An 18,183-nucleotide genomic window follows, 5' to 3' on the forward strand; every position below is an offset into this window, starting at 1 on the left:
GAACGGCCGCCTGCGCCACCGCGCGGGCGGCTGCGCAGAGACAGATTTGTGGGACTTGTGACATGACTCCATTCGATACGAGCCTCGTACCCAACGGCGACATCCTGATCGGCGGCGAGTGGCGGCGTGGCCGCGGCGCGCCTTACGCGAGCATCTATCCGGCCGACCAGTCGGTGAACATGGAAGTCTCGACGGCGAACGCGCAAGACGCGGCCGACGCCGTCGTGGCCGCCGACGCCGCATGGCGTCGCGCCGACTGGGCTGGCCTGAAGCCGCATCAGCGCGCGCTGGTGCTGTACCGGATCGCCGACCTGATCATGCAGCGTCACGAGGCGCTCGCGAACCTGCAGCGCCGCGACAACGGCAAGCCGATCGCCGAGACGCGCGTGCTGGTGGCGAGCGCGGCGAACACGTTCCGCTATTTCGCGGCCTGCCTGGAAACGCTCGACGAAGAACTGACGCCGTCGCGCGGCGATTACCTGACGATGAGCGTGCATGAGCCGATCGGCGTGATCGCGGCGATCACGCCGTGGAACTCGCCGATCGCATCCGACGCGCAGAAGCTGGCCCCGGCGCTCGCCGGCGGCAACGCGGTGGTGCTGAAGCCGGCCGAGGTCACGCCGCTCGTGTCGCTCGCGCTGGCCCGGATCTGCGAGGAAGCCGGCGTGCCGAAGGGCGTGCTGAGCGTGCTGCCGGGCAAGGGCTCGGTGATCGGCGACGTGCTGGTGCGTCACCCGCTCGTGAAGAAGGTGTCGTTTACCGGCGGGACCGAAGTGGGCCGCGGCATCGCGCGCATCGCGGCGGAAAAGCTGATGCCGGTGTCGCTGGAGCTGGGCGGCAAGTCGCCGACGATCGTGTTCGACGATGCGGATCTCGATCACGCGGTCAACGGTGTGCTGTACGGCATCTTCAGCTCGTCGGGCGAGGCGTGCATCGCGGGTTCGCGCCTGTTCGTGCAGCGCGCCGTGTACGACGAATTCATGCAACGGCTGGTGGCCGGTGCGCGCAGGCTGCGCGTGGGCGACCCGACGCGTCCCGATACGCAGATGGGCCCGCTGATCACCGCGAAGCATCGCGAATCGGTGGAACGCTACGTCGCGCTCGGGCTGGAGGAAGGCGGCCGCCTGCTGTGCGGCGGCGAGCGGCCGTCGGGAGACGGGCGCGAGGACGGCTTCTTCTATCAGCCGACGATTCTCGAGGGCTTGCCGAACAGCGCACGCATCTGCCAGGAAGAAATCTTCGGGCCGGTGCTCGTCGCGATGCCGTTCGACGACGAAGCGTCGCTGATCGCGCAGGCGAACGACAGCGTGTTCGGCCTCGCCGCCGGCATCTGGACGCGCGACTACAAGCGCGCATGGCGCACTGCACGCGCGCTCGAGACGGGCACGGTCTGGATCAACACGTACAAGCTGTTCTCGATCTCCACGCCGTTCTCCGGCTGGAAGGAGAGCGGGATGGGGCGCGAGAAGGGGCGTCTCGGCATCCGCGAGTACATGCAGCAGAAGAGCCTCTACTGGGGCTTGAACGACGCGCCGCTGCCGTGGGCGAACTGAGCGAAGGGGAATGACGCAATGACCATCTTGGGTATCGAGCAGATCACGTACGGTGTCGACGACCTCGCGACGTGCCGGCGCTTTTTCGCCGACTGGGGCTTGAAGGAAGTCGCGCACGACGACACGCGCGCACGTTTCGAAACGCTGAACGGCTGCACTGTGCTGATCGTGAAGGCCGACGATCCGTCGCTGCCGCCCGCGTTCGAAGCGGGCCCGACGCTGCGTGAAGTCACGTGGGGCGTCGCGACGCGCCAGGAAGTCGACGCGCTGCGCACGAAGCTGGCCGGCCAGCCCGGCTATTACGCGCAGGACGATGCGGTCGGCTGCATCGATCCGAACGGCATGGCGATCCGCATCGAAGTGACGCGCAAGCGCGAACTCGACATCACCGGCTCGCCGTCGAACGTGTGGGGCCAGACGGTGCGGGTCGACCAGCCGAGCCCGATCTATGCGCGCGCCGAGCCGGTCGAGGTCGGGCACGTCGTGTTCTTCACGAACTGCCTCGACGCGCAGGAAAAGTTCTATCACGCGCTGCTCGGCTTCGAGACGTCGGACCGCTATCCGGGCCGCGGCGCATTCATGCGCTGCGCGCCGCACGGTGGCCATCACGATCTGTTCCTGCTCGCGCTGCCGAACGGCAAACGCGGCCTGAACCACGTCGCGTTCACCGTGCGCGACATCCACGAAGTGTTCGGCGGCGGCATGCACATCGACCGCTGCGGCTGGGAAACGCAGCTCGGCCCGGGGCGTCATCCGGTGTCGTCCGCGTACTTCTGGTACTTCCAGAACCCGGCCGGTGCGCTGATCGAGTATTACGCCGATGAAGACGTGCTGACGCCCGAATGGCAGCCGCGCGAATTCGAGCCGGGCCCGACCGTGTTCGCCGAATGGGCCGTCGACGGCGGCCTCGACGGCAACACGCGCCGCCAGAAGAACGCGAAGGCGCCGGAAGGCAAGTTCATGACGGAGCGGAAATCGTGAGCGAAGCGAACACGCAGGAGCAGGCCGCGCCCGGCACGGTCGTCGTGATCGGCGGCGGGCAGGCGGCTGGCTGGGTGCTGAAGACGCTGCGCGCGGAAGGCTTCGCGGGCCGTCTCGTGATGATCGCCGACGAGCCGCATCTGCCGTACGAGCGTCCGCCGCTGTCGAAGGCCGTGCTGGCCGGCGACGCCGACATCGAGACCGTGCGCGTCGTGCGTCCGGACGAATTCGACGCGCTGAACGTCGAGGCATGGCAGCCGGAACGCGCGGCATCGATCGATCGTGCGCGCCGCGTGGTGAAGAGCGAAAGCGGCCGCGAGATCGAATACGACCGCCTCGTGATCGCGACCGGCGGCACGTCGCGCCGCTTGCCCGACACGATCGTCAAGACCCCGAACCTGCATTACCTGCGCACGCTCGACGAAGCAGCCGCGCTCGGCGAGAAGCTGCGTGCGAGCCGGCGCGTGCTCGTGATCGGCGGCGGCTGGATCGGCCTCGAAGTCGCGGCGACCGCGCGCAAGCTCGGCGTCGAAGCGATCGTGGTCGAAGGCGCGCCGCGCCTGTGCGGCCGCTCGGTGCCGCAGATCGTGTCGGACTTCCTGCTCGACCTGCATCGCGCGAACGGCGTCGACGTGCGGCTCGGCGCGGCACTCGCGTCGCTCGACGCGCAACCGGACGACGCATCGAAGGTGCGCGCGACGCTCGTCGACGGCACGACGATCGATGCCGATTTCGCGGTGGCCGGCATCGGCCTCGCGCTGAACGCCACGCTCGCGAGCGATGCGGGCCTGGCGATCGACGACGGCATCGTCGTCGACGAATTCGGTGCGACCAGCGACCCGGCGATCTTCGCGTGCGGCGACGTCGCGAATCATCACAACGGCTGGCTGAAGCGGCGCGTGCGGCTCGAATCGTGGGCGAATGCGCAGAACCAGGCGATCGCGGCGGCGAAGGCCGTGCTCGGCGTGCGTGCGCCGTACGCGGAGATTCCGTGGTTCTGGTCCGATCAGTACGACGTGAACCTGCAGATCCTCGGCGATCTGCCGGCCGACGCGCAGCTCGTGGTGCGCGGCGACCTCGGCGCGCGACGCGCGACGCTGTTTTTCGTTGGTGAAGGGCACGTGAGAGGTGTCATCGCCGTCAACAACGCACGCGAATTGAAGCTCGCGCGCAAGTGGATGAACCAGGGCCGGGCAGTGGATACGGAAGCCCTGGCAGACACGACCAAAGCGCTTGCCTGACCGGCCAGCCCAGTAAAAATATCCAGGAGACACCCCGCATGAGCACTTTCGACAACGTCGTGGCCGGCAGGGCCACGATGGAAGCTGCCGCCTCCACGCCCGGCGCGATCATCGCGCGGCTCGAGCGGCTTCCGGCCAACTCGATGCAGATCCGTGCGCGCGTGCTGATCGGCACCGCGACGTTTTTCGACGGCTTCGACGTGATCACGATCGCGGCGACGCTGCCGCTGCTGATTCACAAGTGGGGGCTGTCGCCGACGCAGATCGGCATGCTGATCGCGTCCGGCGCGATCGGGCAGCTGATCGGCGCGTTCCTGTTTCCCGCGCTCGCGGAGAAGCATGGCCGAGTGAAGGCGATCGCGTGGAGCTCGGCCGTGATCGGCATCACCAGCATCGCGTGCGGTTTCGCGCCGACCTTCGAGATCTTCGTGCTGTTGCGGATCCTGCAAGGCCTCGGTCTTGGCGGCGAACTGCCGGTTGCGGCCACCTACATCAACGAGATCACGCGCGCGCACGGCCGTGGCCGCTTCGTGCTGCTGTACGAAATCGTGTTCCCGATCGGCCTGCTGGTATCGATGGCGCTCGGCGCATGGCTCGTGCCGCGGTTCGGCTGGGAAATCATGTATTTCGTCGGCGGGCTGCCGCTGATCCTCGCACTGCTGCTCACGCATCTCGTGCCGGAATCGCCGCGCTGGCTCGCATCGCGCGGACGGCTCGCGGAAGCCGGGCGCGCGGTCGGCGTGTTCGAATCGGCGGTGCGCGGCGAACTGCCGCCGGTCACGCAGGTGGCCGCGTTCGACGAGATGGTGCGCCAGCATCCGAAGCGCCGGATGAGCGACCTGTTCAGTGCCGCGTATCGCAAGCGCACGCTCGCGGTGGCGACGCTGTGGGCGACTTGCGGGTTTATCCAGTACGGGCTGTCCACGTGGCTGCCGACGATCTACAAGAACTTCTATCACGCGCCGCTGCAGCTCGCGCTGAATCTCGCGGTGATCGGCTCGGTGATGGGCGTGTTCGGGTCGCTCGCCTCCGCGCTGCTGGTCGACAAGCTCGGCCGCAAGCCGGTGATCGTATGGTCGTTCGTGCTGTGCGCGCTGTCGCTGGCGCTCGCGGGCATCTATCACGCGTCGTCGGTGTATGTCGTCTCGGTCTTCTGCTCGCTGTCGCTCGGGTTGATGGCATCGGGGTTCATTACCGCGTACGTCTATACGCCGGAACAGTATCCGACGAGCATCCGCGCGTCGGGCTGCGGGCTCGGCAGCGCGTGGCTGAAGATCGCGTCGTTCGCGGCGCCGATGATCGTGCCGCACGCGATCATCGGCGGCAATCTCGCGCCGGCGTTCTACCTGATCGGCATCGTGCCGCTGATCGCGGCGGTGACCGTCCACTTCGTCGGGATCGAGACGAAGGGCAAGGTGCTCGAAGCGCTGGAAGCGTAAGCGCGGCTGGCTCAACGGTTGACATGGAAGGCCCGGGCATCGTCCGGGCCTTTTGCCTTGGGGGCATCGTTGGGGCAATCGTTGGGGCAAGCGGTCGCCGCTGCGAACGAATGTCGCATCGGCAGCGTGCGCCGCGGGGACTAGAGTCGAACGGTAGCGTGCACAACGAAACCGAGGACGACGAACGATGGCCAGGAAATTTCCGCTGCATCCCCCGCATCCGGAGCGGATCTGCTGGGGATGCGACAACTACTGCCCGACGCATGCGATGCGTTGCGGCAACGGCTCCAGCCGCACCCAGCACCCGTGCGAACTGCTCGGCGACGACTGGTATCGCCACGGCGACTGGGGCATCGAAGCCCCGGACGACGAAAGCGAAAGGCAAGTCGCGGCGCCGGCCGGCGAATCGTCGTAGCGACAAGTTGTCCCACCGCATGACCGCGATTTCTTGATCTGCGTCACGGCGGCAAACGGTGCGCCGAAACATCATGAAAAAGATGCATAAGACACGCATCTTGAAGCGGGCGGGATGCCCGGCGGCCCGGAACACGATTCCCGCCGCCGTGAGTGCCGACCCGCGCCCCCATGATCGAGAAAGGAGAGCACCGTGTTTTGCTATCAATGCGAACAGACCGACCGGACCGGCGCACGGCCCGGCTGTGCATCGGCGAAGGGCAACTGCGGCAAGGACGAGACGACGGCCGATCTGCAGGATCTGCTGATTCACGCGGTGAAGGGCATCGCGCAGTACGGCGCGATCGCGCGCACGCTGGGCGAGCCCGACCGCGAAGCCGACCGGTTCGTGCTGTACGCGATGTTTACCACGCTGACCAACGTGAACTTCCATGCGGCGCGCTTCGTCGCGCTGCTGCGCGAGGCGGCGCAGACGCGCGATCGCGTGAAGGCCACGTGCGACGCCCGTGCACGGGCCGCCGGCACGGCCGTGCCGATCCAGCATGGCCCGGCCCAGTGGCAGCCGGCGGACGATCTCGCCGGCCTGCTGAAGCAGGCGGCGACCGTCGGCATCGAAGCGGGCCGCGACACGGTGGGCGCGGATATCATCGGGCTGCGTGCGCTGGTGCTGTATGGCCTGAAGGGCGTATGCGCGTATGCGCATCATGCGAAGGTGCTCGGCTACGAACGCGACGACATCTACGAGGGCGTCGAAGCCGCGCTCGTGTTTCTCGCACGCGAACCCGACGACGTCGACGCGCTGCTCGCGCAGGCGCTCGATCTCGGCCGGCTGAACCTGACGGTGATGGAACTGCTCGACAGCGCGAACACCGGCCGCTTCGGCGCGCAGCAGCCGAGCGCCGTGCGCGTGTCGCCGGTGGCGGGCAAGTCGATCCTCGTGTCGGGCCACGATCTCGGCGATCTGCACGCGTTGCTCGAACAGACGGCGGGCACCGGCATTCACGTCTACACGCACGGCGAAATGCTGCCGGCTCATGCGTATCCGGCGCTCAAGGCCTATCCGCATCTGGTCGGCAACTACGGCGGCGCGTGGCAGGACCAGCAGAGCGACTTCGCGCGTTTCCCCGGGCCGATCCTGATGACGTCCAACTGCATCATCGAGCCGCTGCCGCAATACCGGCAGCGGATCTTCACGACCGGGCCGGTCGGCTGGCCGGGCGTGCGCCATCTCGACCATCACGATTTCTCGACGCTGATCCGCGCCGCGCAGGCACTGCCCGGTTTCCCAGCCACCGCGCCGGAGGAGACGATCACCGTCGGGTTCGGCCGTCATGCGGTGCTGGGCGTCGCGGACAAGGTGATCGACGCGGTGAAGGCCGGACAGATCCGCCATTTCTTCCTGATCGGCGGCTGCGACGGCGCGGCGCCGGGGCGCAACTACTACACCGAGTTCGCGGAACAGGCCCCTGACGATACGGTCGTGATGACGCTCGGCTGCAACAAGTACCGGTTCAACCGGCACGCGTTCGGCGACATCGGCGGCATTCCGCGTCTGCTCGACGTCGGGCAGTGCAACGACAGCTATTCGGCGATCCGGATCGCGACCGCGCTTGCCGACGCGTTCGAGTGCGGCGTGAACGATCTGCCGCTGTCGCTCGTCATCTCGTGGTTCGAGCAGAAGGCGGCGGCCGTGCTGCTGACGCTGCTCGCGCTCGGCATCCGCAACATCCGCCTCGGGCCGACGCTGCCGGCGTTCATCACGCCGGGCGTGCTCGCGGTGCTGGTCGAGCAGTTCGGGATCCAGCCGATCGGCGAGGCCGGTGCCGATCTGGCTGCGGCGCTGACTCGCAAGGCCGCGTGAGCGGGATGGTTCGATGAACTATCGAATCGAGATCGCGACGCGTGACGGCGAGCCGTTCGGCTTCGACTGCGAGCCCGGCCAGGACGTGCTCGCGGCGGCCGCGCAGGCCGACATCACGCTGCCGTCGCAATGCCGGCGCGGGAGCTGCGGCGCATGCCAGGCGACCGTCGTCGACGGCCCGTACGCGATGGAGGCGCACAGCGCCGACGCGTTGCCGGCCGGTCAGCCGCGCGCGGTGCTGCTGTGCCGGACGACGCCGCTCGGCGATCTGCGGATCGCCGCGCCGTACGACCGCACCAAGGTGCTGTTGCAGCCGGTGCCCGTGCGTACCGCGCGCATCGCGGCGCTCGATGCGATCGCGCGCGACACGCTGCGCGTCGAGCTGCAGATCGAGCCCGACGATGCGTTCGGCGCGGCGGCCGAGTTCGAGGCCGGCCAGTTCGCGGAACTGGAGGTGCCGGGCAGCGGCCTGCGCCGGCCGTATTCGCTCGCGAACACGAGCAACTGGGACGGCCGCCTGGAATTCCTGATCCGGCTGCGGCCGGGTGGCTGGTTCTCGACCTATCTGCGCGAGCGCGCGCGGCCCGGCGATCCGCTGACCGTGCGCGTGCCGATGGGCGGGTTCGGCCTGTTCGCGGACAGCCTGCGGCCGCGCTGGTTCGTCGCGGGCGGCACCGGGCTCGCGCCGATCCTGTCGATGCTGCGGCGCATGGCCGAGTATCAGGAGATCGGCGACGCGCGGCTGTTCTTCGGCGTCAATGAGGAAAGCGAACTGTTCATGCTCGACGAACTGGCTCGGTTGCAGGGCGAGTTGCCGCAATTGCGGGTCGATCCGTGCGTGTGGCGGCCGGGCGCGGAATGGGCCGGGTTCCGCGGGACGCCGGTCGATGCGTTGCGCGCGGCGCTGGCGCAGACGGCGGTAATGCCGGATCTCTACGTGTGCGGGCCGCCGCCACTCGTGGAGGGCGCGCGGGAAGTGGCCGTCGCGGCCGGCGTACCGGACGCGCAGTTCGCGAGCGAGCGGTTTACCGCGTGATGATGCCCACGCCGCGCGTGTGCAGTGACGCACGCGCGGCGTTTCATCCGACCGACGATCGCTTGCCGGATCGCCGGGTCGAACGTACGCTTGATCGACATCCACGCCAACCAGCAGGTGATCGACCATGCAAGCCCATCCTCTGCGCCTTTCCCCCGGCGACGATCTGCGCGCGTCGGTCGAGCAGGCGTTGCGCCGGCTCGATGCGCAAGCGGCATTCGTCATTCAGGGCATCGGCAGCCTGAACGTCGCGCAGTTGCGCTTTGCCGGCGTCGACGCGCCGGCCGAACTGCGCGGCGACCTCGAGATCCTGACGCTGGCCGGCTCGGTCTCGCCGGACGGCGCGCACCTGCATATGTCGGTATCCGACGCGCAGGGCCGCGTAGCGGGCGGGCACGTCGCGAGCGGCTGCGTGGTGCGCACGACTGCCGAGATCCTGCTCGTGCTGTTGCCCGCGCATCGTTTCTCGCGTGAGCCCGATGCGGGCACCGGCTTCAACGAGCTGGTGATTCGCGCGGCGGCACGCTGATCGCGCGCGCTGCCCGCGGGGAACGACGGGGTGTCCGGCGGCGCGTCAGCGCACTGTCTTGCCGAGCACGTGGCGCCGGCAATGTTCGAGATACGCCTCTTCGTGCGCGGCCATCAGTTCGATGATGCTGCGCCACAGCCATGAAGGTGCGTCGACGGTCTTCGGGCGTTGACGACGCAGTTCCGCGCGCCATGCGCGTTGCGTCGCGCTGTCCATCTGTGCGGCATGCGCGCGGCCGATCACCCGCGCAAGATACCGTGCGGCTTCGACCGCATTGGCTTCCGACAGCCGTTCCGCATCCAGCTTCAGATCCTGCGGCATCAGTTCGCGTATGACGACCGGGCGCCCGTCGATGCGTGCCGCGCACATCCGGCTGCCGAGCATCGGCGAGACGTGCCGCGCGCCTTCGAGCACCCGTTGGGCGGGGTCGCGCGGCATCCGCACGCCGGGATGCTTCGGCGCCTTGGCCGTCGTGGCCTCCTTGATGTCGATCAGGCAGGGCGGATGTCCATCGGAACACGCGTCGTCGATATCGAGCATGACCGCGAAGCGGCGCCGGCCGAGCGAGCTGCAGCCCTTGACCCAATAGGCGGCGTCGAGCACCTTCATGCTGGCGTCGCTGCGTGCCGCGCGGCTGAGCGCCGCCCTAACCGGGGAAACCGACGCGGATTCGAACAGCGCGTGGATCGCGTCGCGCTCCCGTTCCGACAGTGGCCAGAAGCGCTTGCCCAGCGGAATGTGCGGCGTGATGTTGCGGATCGTCTGCCGCTCGAGCTTGCGCCAGGACCGATGCAGGGCCGCCTTCATCGCGATTTCGACCGCCTTCGGGCGCTGCATGCGGCTGACGGCGTCGCGGTGCCGGCGGTCGAACGCGTGTTCGTAGCCGTCGATGAGCGCTTCGATCATCCGCCACGTGATGACGCCGGGCAGATCGGAGCTGCGCGCCGCGGTCGCGAGCGAGAAGCCGAGGCGCAGCACGTCGTGAACGGGGTTGCCGATCACGCTCTGGTCGAGATCGCGTATTTGCACGGCGACTTCGCCCGTTTTCGACGCGACGGGCCCCAGGTTGCCGAGATGGCAATCGCCGCCGATCCATACGGCGGGGCCGTCGGGCAGGGTTCCGGAGCGATGGTCCGCCAGCCACGCGTAGAAACGTTCGGCGCTGCCGCGCGTATAGGTGTGGATCGAGCGCGCCATCTTGCGGCTGCGAAGGAGCGCGAGAAGATGCGCACGCTGGTCGCTGGTTGGCAACCGTGCCGATTCTGCTTGCTGCTTTGCCACGATACGTTTTCCTTCCTTCATGCGGCACGGGTTCCCGGCGCGCGGCCGGTCTTCGCGCGGCCGGTCTATCCCGCGGGGTGGAGCGCCGGCAGGGTGGTGCGGCTCACCCCGGCACGAACACGCCCAGCGCCGCGATCGCCATCGCGAGCGTCGCGAGCCAGCCGCCCCATGCGAGCCAGCCCGTGACGGCGAATTCGCCCATGATGCGCGTGCTGCCGGCCATCAGCATCATCACGACCATGATCGGGACGGCCGTCACGCCGTTGATGACCGCGCTCCAGTAGAGCGCGCGGATCGGGTCGAAATGCATGAACGTGATTGCCACGCCGCCGATGATCGCCAGTGCGATGACCGCATAGAACTCGGGCGCGACGCCCAGCCGCAGCGCGAGACTGTTGCGCCAGCGGAGGGTGCCCGCGGCCGCATACGCTGCCGATCCCGCGAGGACCGGCAACGCCAGCAGGCCGGTGCCGATGATCCCGAGCGCGAACAACAGGTAGGCAAAGTGCCCGGCAATGGGTTCGAGCGCCCGCGCGGCATCCGCCGACGTCTTGACGTCGATGTGGTGCAGATTGAGCGTGGCCGCTGCCGTCAGCGTGATGAAAAATGCAATGACGTTCGATACGCCCATCCCGACCCAGGTATCGAAGCTGATCCGGCGCAACTGCGCGGGCGCCTGCTGCGGCACGCGTCGCAGCGGTCCCTGGGTCGGCGCCGCGCGCAGCTCCTCGACTTCCTGCGACGCTTGCCAGAAGAACAGATAAGGGCTGATCGTGGTGCCGAGCACGGCGATCACGGTGGTCAGGTAAGCGGTGCTCAGCTGGACATGCGGCAGCACGATCGCGCGGCCGACCTCGCCCCACGGGACGGGCACGATCAGCGCCACCGCGACATAGGCGAGCAGGGCCAGCGCGGTCCATTTGAGCAGGCGGGCGTAGCGGTCGTACGGCACGAAGATCTGCAGCACGGCCGACAGGCCGCCGAGGCAGACGACATAGCCTTCCTGCGGGCCGTGCAGCAGCAGGTTGACCGCCGCACCCATCGCCGACAGGTCGGCTGCGATGTTGATCACGTTCGCGACGATCAGCAGCACGACGGTGGCATGGAGCAGCCAGGGCGGATAGTGCTTGCGCATGTTCGACGCGAGCCCCTTGCCCGTCACGCGGCCGATGCGCGCGCTGACCAGCTGGATGGCCGTCATCAGCGGGTAGGTCAGCAGCAGCGACCAGAGCAGCTCGAACCCGAACTGCGCACCGGCCTGCGAGTACGTGCCGATTCCGGACGGATCGTCGTCGGCGGCACCGGTAATCAGGCCCGGCCCGAGGCGCCGCAGCCACGTTGCCGCATGCGCCCGAGGCTGCACGGAATCGAGGGACTCGTTGTCGTTCATGATCGCGACCCGTTGGGAGGGGCAGTCGAGTCGCAATTGGCGTGCCTGGGATGGCTGTGCCGGGCACGATCGGCTGATTGGGGCACGAAGGGTCGCCGGAAAGCCCGCCAGGCCGACGTGTGGAAAACCGGGGATACGGCAGGGTGCGACGATGTGCCCGCGCATGGGCGCGGCAGGAGGCGGCAGCGTTGGACGCTGTCGCGCGAGACACGCCTGCCGCCATGGCAAGAACATGCGTGACGCGGCGCGGCGGCCGCTCATCGGCCGTGTCTAGCGCAGCATGGATGGCGTGTTGCCGCTACCGGCAGGCCCGCGACGACAGCGCAACCGACGCGCTGCCCGTTCGACCTCAGCGCGCGGCCATCGCGACATCCTGATTGCCGCGCCCGGTCACGAGGCAGCCGGACATGTATGCCTCGCTCTGGCTCTCGGCAGCGGCGCTGCCGAAGCCCTTGCCGAGCGCGTCGTATTTCACCTGTTCGGCGCCTTGCGAGCATGCCATCGGGCTGGCGTCGCGGCCTTGTGCGTGCAGCAGCGCCCGATCGCCGATCAGGTAGGCCAGCAGCGCGAAAAAAGCGATGTGTACGACTCGTCTCATGGTGTGTCTCCTCGTCGCTCAAGCGTAACGCGGACCGGTTTCGCGAAGCACTTGGGGCTTCCCCCGGTAAACGTCTGCTGAAATGGCGTTCGCCCGAGTGATCGCGTCCCCTTTTAGACGTCGCCCGAACCGGAAGATCGGCGCGCAGATGGCCGGTCAGGCGCGTGATTGACGCGAGTTTGACGAATGTCAGGGTGCGGGCAGGACGGGACGGTCGCACCGGCATTCAAAGCGATAGCATGGATGCATGTTTTAACGGAACGCGATGCGCGGCAAGCGATGGGCGCAGTGGTTCCGAACGCAGCAGGTACGTGTTGAACATCGCTATCGACATAGTGAGGAATCCAAATGCTTGACGTCTCTTCCGTTCTGATCAGCATGGCGCCGTTGTGGGTAATCCTGCTGGGCGCGTCTTCGTTGGCGACGTATCTCGTCTTCGTGCGCAAGGTCGTCAAGTAAGGATGTCGGCGGTGCGCGAACCCGCACGCGCACGTATGCGCCTCGCGGCGTTCGTGCGTGGCATGCGGCGGCCTTGAATCGACCCGAATGAAACGATCCGCCGAAGCGGGTCCGTGACGACTTCGCCGGGCTGGCGCACATCGAGGTTTCCGGCGCGCGGCCGCACCACGCGACGGTGACGCGGCTGCTTACCGTACGGTCGTCACCGGCACATTCGCAATCCGCACGAGCCGGCCCATCATGCTGCGGCGGAACATCGACAGCATCGTGTGAAACGGATCGTGCCGCGGCGCGACCACGACGATTTCGTCGCAGCCCGTCTCGGCCGCCACCGCCGCGATCGTGTCGGCCACCGGCCCGACCTTCTTCACGATGCTGTATCGGACCTCGGCTTCCCGCAGCATCCGCTCGGCGAGCGCCAGATCGTCGCACGCGAACCGGTCCTCGATCGAGCGCAGCCGCGACAGCGAATGAAACGCCTCGAGCCGCGTCGCTTCGAGCGGCGGCTGGACGTTGATCAGCACGATTTCCGACGCGCAACGCTCGCGATACAGGAAGATCGCGTGGCGGACCGCCTGCAGCGAGCGGGGCGAATGACCGACCGGAACCAGCAGCTTGAGCATGAGGATGCTCCGGAATCGAGAGGCTTCCAGCGTAGCGCGCGGCCTGGTCGCACGACCTAAAGAGATCGGGCGGCCGCGTAAAAATGGCGTCAACGTCCACCGCGTCTATTAGAAATATAAGAAATTTAAGTTTATGCGCATAAACGTTTTCACCAACCGGCCCGGCGGCGCAGCCTCGCCGATTCAGTCGGATCCTCAATGAATCGCGGCGAAAAATATCGAAGGTCGGCGATCCGGCGTCGCGTAGAGTAGGGCAACGGCCGCGGCGCGGCCTCCTCCCGGGCGTTCCAGGCTTTCCAGGCGATTCGGGACGGACGATGAGCGCCGCCACCACGCGGCCCGCCATTCCATTCCGATTCCAGGAGACCTCGCATGCCGCACGGCGCCCCGCAGCCTCTCGCTCCCGCTTCCATCACCGTCGACCCGATCGTCCGCCTGTCGGCCGGCGAGCTCGCGTCGGCGATCCGCAGCCAGGCGGTCTCGTGCGTCGAGACGATGCGTGCGTATCTCGATCACATCGAGCGCGTGAACGGCGCGGTGAACGCGCTGGTCTCGCTGCGCGATCGCGCGACGCTGCTTGCCGAAGCCGCGGAAAAGGACGCCGCGCTGGCCCGTGGCGAGTATCACGGCTGGCTGCACGGGATGCCGCAGGCGCCGAAGGATCTCGCGATGACGAAAGGGCTGCGGACGACCTACGGCTCGCCGATCTTCCGCGATAACGTGCCGCAGGCCGATTCGGTCGGCGTCGGGCGGATGCGGGCAGCCGGCGCGATCTTCATCGGCAAGACCAACACGCCGGAGTTCGGCCTCGGCTCGCACACGTTCAATGAAGTCCACGGCGCGACGCGCAATCCGTACGACCTGACGAAGAGCGCGGGCGGCAGCAGCGGCGGCACCGCGGCGGCGCTCGCATCGCGCATGCTGCCGGTCGCCGACGGCAGCGATTTCGGCGGCTCGCTGCGCAATCCGGCCGCGTTCTGCAACATCTACGGTTTTCGTCCGTCGCAGGGCCGCGTGCCGCGCTGGCCGGGCGTCGACGTGTTCATGCAGCAGCTCGGCATCGAGGGGCCGATGGGCCGCACGGTCGGCGACGTCGCGCAGCTGCTCGCGATCCAGGCGGGCTACGACCCGAACGATCCGCTGTCGCTCGCGGAAGATCCGGCCGTGTTCGCGAAGCCGCTCGACAAGGATCTGCGCGGCGAGCGCATCGCGTGGGTCGGCGACTGGAACGGCTACCTCGCGACCGAGCCGGGCGTGCTCGCGCAGTGCGAAAAGGGCCTCGCGACGCTGCGCGAGATCGGCTGCGACGTCGATGCCGCGCTACCGGCGTTCGCGCCCGAGCGGATCTGGCGTCTGTGGCTCGCGCATCGGCACCTGCTGTCCGGCGGCGGGCTGCTCGCGCACTATCGCGATCCGGCCCGGCGCGCGTTGCTGAAGCCCGAGGCGATCTACGAGGTCGAAGGGCTGCTCGCGATGCCGGCTGCCGAGGTGTTCGACGCGAGCATCGAGCGCACCGCGTGGCACCAGGCCGTGCTGAGCTTCTTCGATCGCTACGACTTCATCGCGGCGCCGACCGCGCAGGTGTTCCCGTTCGACGTCGAGCAGCGCTGGCCGAAGGAAATCGCGGGCCGCACGATGGACACCTACCACCGCTGGATGGAAACGGTCGTGCCGTGGACGCTCGCCGGCTGCCCGGTGATCAGCGTGCCGGTCGGCTTCAACGGCGCGGGGCTGCCGATGGGGCTGCAGCTGATCGGCCGGCCGCGTGCGGATCTCGCGGTGCTTCAGCTCGCGCGCGGTTACGAGCGGGCGGCCGACTGGGTCGGCCAGCGGCTCCCGGCGTGGATGGCGGCCTGACCCGCTGCCTGACTGCCTGGCACAGGGTGCGGGGGCGCCGCGCGCGGCGTCGATGCCGGAAATCCGACGCCAACGATATTGATGCGGCAAAGGAACGAATCCCGATGCGCACCTGACATCGCGCGGCAAACGCGGCGGAATGCGCGCGGTGACGTGACGCGGCGGCGGAATTGCAAGCGACCGCCGCGTGCGATTTCGTTTCGATGTGTTTCAGTCGTTGCGGCGGCGTGCGACGCGCTTCGACAATAACGGCCTCAATAATTCGGGCACGAGGCAAACACATGAAGCACATTCGCGCGACGGGCAAGCACCTGGCATCGGCAGGCATCGCATTCGGCATCCTGCTGGGCGTGAACGGGTCCGCGCATGCGCAGCTCGACCTGCAGTCGATCGGCTCGGCGCTGCTCGGCGGCGGGCAGCAACAGGCCGCGCCCGCGCAGGGCGGCATCGCGCAACTGATGCAAGCCTACGTCGGCGCGAACCAGCAGGTGCTGACCGGCCAGTCGTCGCTCGCGTCGGCGATGGGGCTGACCGGCGCGGCCGGCCAGGCGCAGCAGGCCGCCAGCCTGCTCGGCGGCGGCAATGCATTGACGCCGGCCGCGCTGTCGCAGATGGGCGGCGCGCAGCAGTCGGTGTCGCAGGCGCTCGGCCAGGCGTTCGCGAGCGGCGGCGCGGCGCGCGGCCCGGTCGACAAGCAGGCATTCAGCAACGGTCTGGCGTCGCTCGGCCAGGGCCTCACGCAATACTCGCAGCTGCAGTCGGGGCTCGGCAGCCTCGGTTCGACGAGTGCCGCGTCGCTGCTGCAGGCGGGCCTGAATCCGCAGAACATGCAGGCGGCGTCGTATATCGCGCAAAGCGCGCCGGGCCAGCTGCAGTCGCTCACGTCCACGCTCAGCCAGGCCGTGCAGTTCGCGACGAGCCAGGGCATTGCGGTGCCGTCGGTCGCGTCGTCCGCGCTGAAGCTGCTGCCGTAACGCCGCCGGACCCGCGCGCGACGGCGGTGCCGGCCGCGCGCGCGGACCTTCGGGATAGCCCCGGGCAACATGGGGATTTCGCTCGATGCTATCGTGGCGTGTCTCCCGTTCCCGGTGCCGGTTCATGACTGACTCGTTCGACCTCCCGCGCTACTTCGCCCGCATCGGCTACGACGGCCCGGCCGAGCCGTCGCTCGACGTGCTGCGCCGGCTGCATCGGCTGCACCCGCAGGCGATCCCGTTCGAAAACCTCAATCCGCTGACCGGCGCGCGCGTCGCGCTCGACCTGCCCGCGATCGTCGACAAGGTGATCGGGCACCACCGCGGCGGCTACTGCTTCGAACTCAACAAGCTCTTCTACACCGCGCTCACGACGATCGGTTTTCGCGTGACGCCGCTGATCGCGCGCGTGCGCTGGATGCGGCCGCCCGACGTCGTCACCGCGCAGACGCACATGCTGCTGCGCATCGATCTCGACGGCGCGGCGTGGCTCGCCGACATCGGCTTCGGCAGCGCGACGCTCACCGCACCGCTGCGCTTCGTGCCGGGCGAGCGGCAACTGACGCCGCACGGCGCGTTTCGCGTCGTCGACGCGCCGGTCGACGGCGAATTCGACATGCAGTTCGAGATTCCCGACGGCTGGCAGACCACCTACCGGTTTTCGCTGAAACCGGCCGAGTGGATCGATTACGACGCCGCGAACTGGTTCACGTCGACCTATCCCGACTCGATCTTCGTGAACGACCTGATCGCGTGCCGCGTGCTGCCGGAGGGCCGCGCGGCATTGTTCAACACCGTGCTGACACTGCGCGACGCGGCGGGCGCCGGGCGCACCGTCACGTTCGACGACGCGGCCGCGTGGGGCGCATGCCTGCGCGACACGATCGGCATCGATACGGCCGGCTTCGATCTCGACGCGCTGTTCGCGCGGGTGGCCGCGCGGGCGAACACGATGTGACGGCAGTGCAAGCGGCCGTGCGGCGGTAGGGTCGCGCGTCGACGTCTGCCGCGCGCCGCGCCGCCGATTCCGGTACCCGATGGACTTTCGCCATTTTTCCAGCATGTGAGGGCATGACGATGACCGATGACCGCCAGGATCAGGACGCCCCCGACAGCACTGCCGCGCGCGTCGCGCTGTGGCGTGCGCTGCACGTCGAACTCGATGCGCCGCCGCACGTGCTCGCCGACGAAGTCGGCCGGCAGCTGCTCGCGCCGGAACCCGGCTGGCAGCAGCGCGGCGACATGGATCCGGAGTTCACGCGGCCGTTTCGCGCATCGATCGTCGCGCGGGCGCGCTTCATCGAGGATCTCGTCGTCGAGCAGGTCGCGCGGGGCGTGAGCCAGTACGTGATCCTCGGCGCGGGTCTCGACAGCTTCGTGCAGCGACGGCCCGAGATGGCGGCGCGCCTGACCGTCTTCGAGGTCGACCCGCCCGTACCGCAGGCGTGGAAGCGCCGCCGCTTGACCGAGCTCGGTTTCGGCGTGCCGGACTGGCTGCGCTTCGTGCCGGTCGATTTCGAGGCGAAGCAGTCGTGGCGCGACGCGCTCGTGCGCGCGGGCTTCGAGGCGGGCAAACCGGCGATCGTGGTGTCTACCGGCGTCAGCATGTACCTGACGCGCGAAGCGAACGCGGCGGCACTGCGCGAAGTCGCGTCGCTCGCGCCGGGTTCGACCTTCGCGATGACGTTCCTGCTGCCGCTCGAGCATGCCGATCCGGACGTGCGTCCGGGGCTGGAAATGGCCGCGAAGGGCGCACGCGCGAGCGGCACGCCGTTCCTCAGCTTCTTCATGCCGGCGGAGATCCGCGCGCTGGCGACGGAAGCGGGCTTTACGCAGGCCGAGCACGTGTCGGCCGCGGCGCTCACGCGCCGCTATTTCATCGATCGCACCGACGGCCTGCGTCCGCCGAACAACGCCGAAGAGTTGCTGGTCGCGACGGTGTGACGC

At 68.3% G+C, this 18,183-nt stretch carries 16 protein-coding genes; 12 read left to right on the forward strand and 4 right to left on the reverse strand.

Annotated features, from left to right (window positions below):
- Nucleotides 1-62 precede the first annotated feature (62 nt).
- From ACTJKF_RS10655 to ACTJKF_RS10690, 8 genes are all read left to right on the forward strand, one after another.
- The gene (locus ACTJKF_RS10655; protein WP_440623500.1) at nt 63-1,553 is read left to right on the forward strand and encodes an aldehyde dehydrogenase; all 1,491 of its coding nucleotides are present in this window, start codon (nt 63-65) and stop codon (nt 1,551-1,553) included.
- 18 nt (nt 1,554-1,571) lie between these two features.
- Nucleotides 1,572-2,534: a VOC family protein gene (locus ACTJKF_RS10660; RefSeq protein WP_440623501.1), complete on the forward strand. Its 963-nt coding sequence runs from the start codon at nt 1,572-1,574 to the stop codon at nt 2,532-2,534.
- Entirely contained in the window at nt 2,531-3,775 is a 1,245-nt protein-coding gene (locus ACTJKF_RS10665; RefSeq protein ID WP_440623502.1) for an NAD(P)/FAD-dependent oxidoreductase, read from the forward strand. The genes ACTJKF_RS10660 and ACTJKF_RS10665 overlap by 4 nt, the downstream gene beginning before the upstream one ends.
- A gap of 38 nt (nt 3,776-3,813) precedes the next feature.
- A complete protein-coding gene (locus ACTJKF_RS10670) occupies nt 3,814-5,214 on the forward strand; it encodes an MFS transporter (RefSeq protein WP_440623503.1) in 1,401 nt (466 codons plus the stop codon).
- Nucleotides 5,215-5,401: 187 nt separating this feature from the next.
- The gene (locus ACTJKF_RS10675; protein WP_440623504.1) at nt 5,402-5,629 is read left to right on the forward strand and encodes a DUF3079 domain-containing protein; all 228 of its coding nucleotides are present in this window, start codon (nt 5,402-5,404) and stop codon (nt 5,627-5,629) included.
- Nucleotides 5,630-5,821: 192 nt separating this feature from the next.
- The gene (gene hcp, locus ACTJKF_RS10680) at nt 5,822-7,489 is read left to right on the forward strand and encodes a hydroxylamine reductase (protein ID WP_440623505.1); all 1,668 of its coding nucleotides are present in this window, start codon (nt 5,822-5,824) and stop codon (nt 7,487-7,489) included.
- A 13-nt stretch (nt 7,490-7,502) separates the two neighbouring features.
- On the forward strand, nt 7,503-8,525 hold the full coding sequence (locus ACTJKF_RS10685; protein WP_440623506.1) for a 2Fe-2S iron-sulfur cluster binding domain-containing protein: 1,023 nt from the start codon (nt 7,503-7,505) through the stop codon (nt 8,523-8,525).
- 127 nt (nt 8,526-8,652) lie between these two features.
- The gene (locus ACTJKF_RS10690; protein ID WP_440623507.1) at nt 8,653-9,054 is read left to right on the forward strand and encodes a PPC domain-containing DNA-binding protein; all 402 of its coding nucleotides are present in this window, start codon (nt 8,653-8,655) and stop codon (nt 9,052-9,054) included.
- 45 nt (nt 9,055-9,099) lie between these two features.
- Here ACTJKF_RS10690 and ACTJKF_RS10695 read toward each other — a convergent pair whose 3' ends face one another.
- From ACTJKF_RS10695 to ACTJKF_RS10710, 4 genes are all read right to left on the reverse strand, one after another.
- Nucleotides 9,100-10,356 (reverse strand): DUF2252 family protein, encoded by a 1,257-nt coding sequence (locus ACTJKF_RS10695; protein ID WP_440623508.1) that lies wholly within the window; start codon nt 10,354-10,356, stop codon nt 9,100-9,102.
- An 82-nt stretch (nt 10,357-10,438) separates the two neighbouring features.
- Entirely contained in the window at nt 10,439-11,725 is a 1,287-nt protein-coding gene (locus ACTJKF_RS10700; protein ID WP_440623509.1) for an NRAMP family divalent metal transporter, read from the reverse strand.
- A 349-nt stretch (nt 11,726-12,074) separates the two neighbouring features.
- On the reverse strand, nt 12,075-12,323 hold the full coding sequence (locus tag ACTJKF_RS10705) for an adhesin (protein WP_440623510.1): 249 nt from the start codon (nt 12,321-12,323) through the stop codon (nt 12,075-12,077).
- A gap of 647 nt (nt 12,324-12,970) precedes the next feature.
- Nucleotides 12,971-13,405, reverse strand: a complete 435-nt coding sequence (locus ACTJKF_RS10710; RefSeq protein WP_440623511.1) for a universal stress protein — start codon at nt 13,403-13,405, stop codon at nt 12,971-12,973.
- A gap of 372 nt (nt 13,406-13,777) precedes the next feature.
- Between ACTJKF_RS10710 and ACTJKF_RS10715 the strand changes: the two genes are divergently transcribed.
- The 4 genes from ACTJKF_RS10715 to ACTJKF_RS10730 all read left to right on the forward strand — a co-directional run bounded on the left by ACTJKF_RS10715 (nt 13,778) and on the right by ACTJKF_RS10730 (nt 18,180).
- Nucleotides 13,778-15,262: an amidase gene (locus ACTJKF_RS10715; protein ID WP_440623512.1), complete on the forward strand. Its 1,485-nt coding sequence runs from the start codon at nt 13,778-13,780 to the stop codon at nt 15,260-15,262.
- 281 nt (nt 15,263-15,543) lie between these two features.
- A complete protein-coding gene (locus ACTJKF_RS10720) occupies nt 15,544-16,236 on the forward strand; it encodes a hypothetical protein (RefSeq protein WP_440623513.1) in 693 nt (230 codons plus the stop codon).
- A gap of 124 nt (nt 16,237-16,360) precedes the next feature.
- Complete coding sequence (locus tag ACTJKF_RS10725; protein WP_440623514.1) at nt 16,361-17,194, forward strand: arylamine N-acetyltransferase family protein; 834 nt, start codon at nt 16,361-16,363, stop codon at nt 17,192-17,194.
- 119 nt (nt 17,195-17,313) lie between these two features.
- Entirely contained in the window at nt 17,314-18,180 is an 867-nt protein-coding gene (locus ACTJKF_RS10730) for a class I SAM-dependent methyltransferase (protein ID WP_440623608.1), read from the forward strand.
- Nucleotides 18,181-18,183 lie beyond the last annotated feature (3 nt).

The organism is Burkholderia sp. 22313 (assembly GCF_052045245.1).
Classification (GTDB): Bacteria; Pseudomonadota; Gammaproteobacteria; order Burkholderiales; family Burkholderiaceae; genus Burkholderia.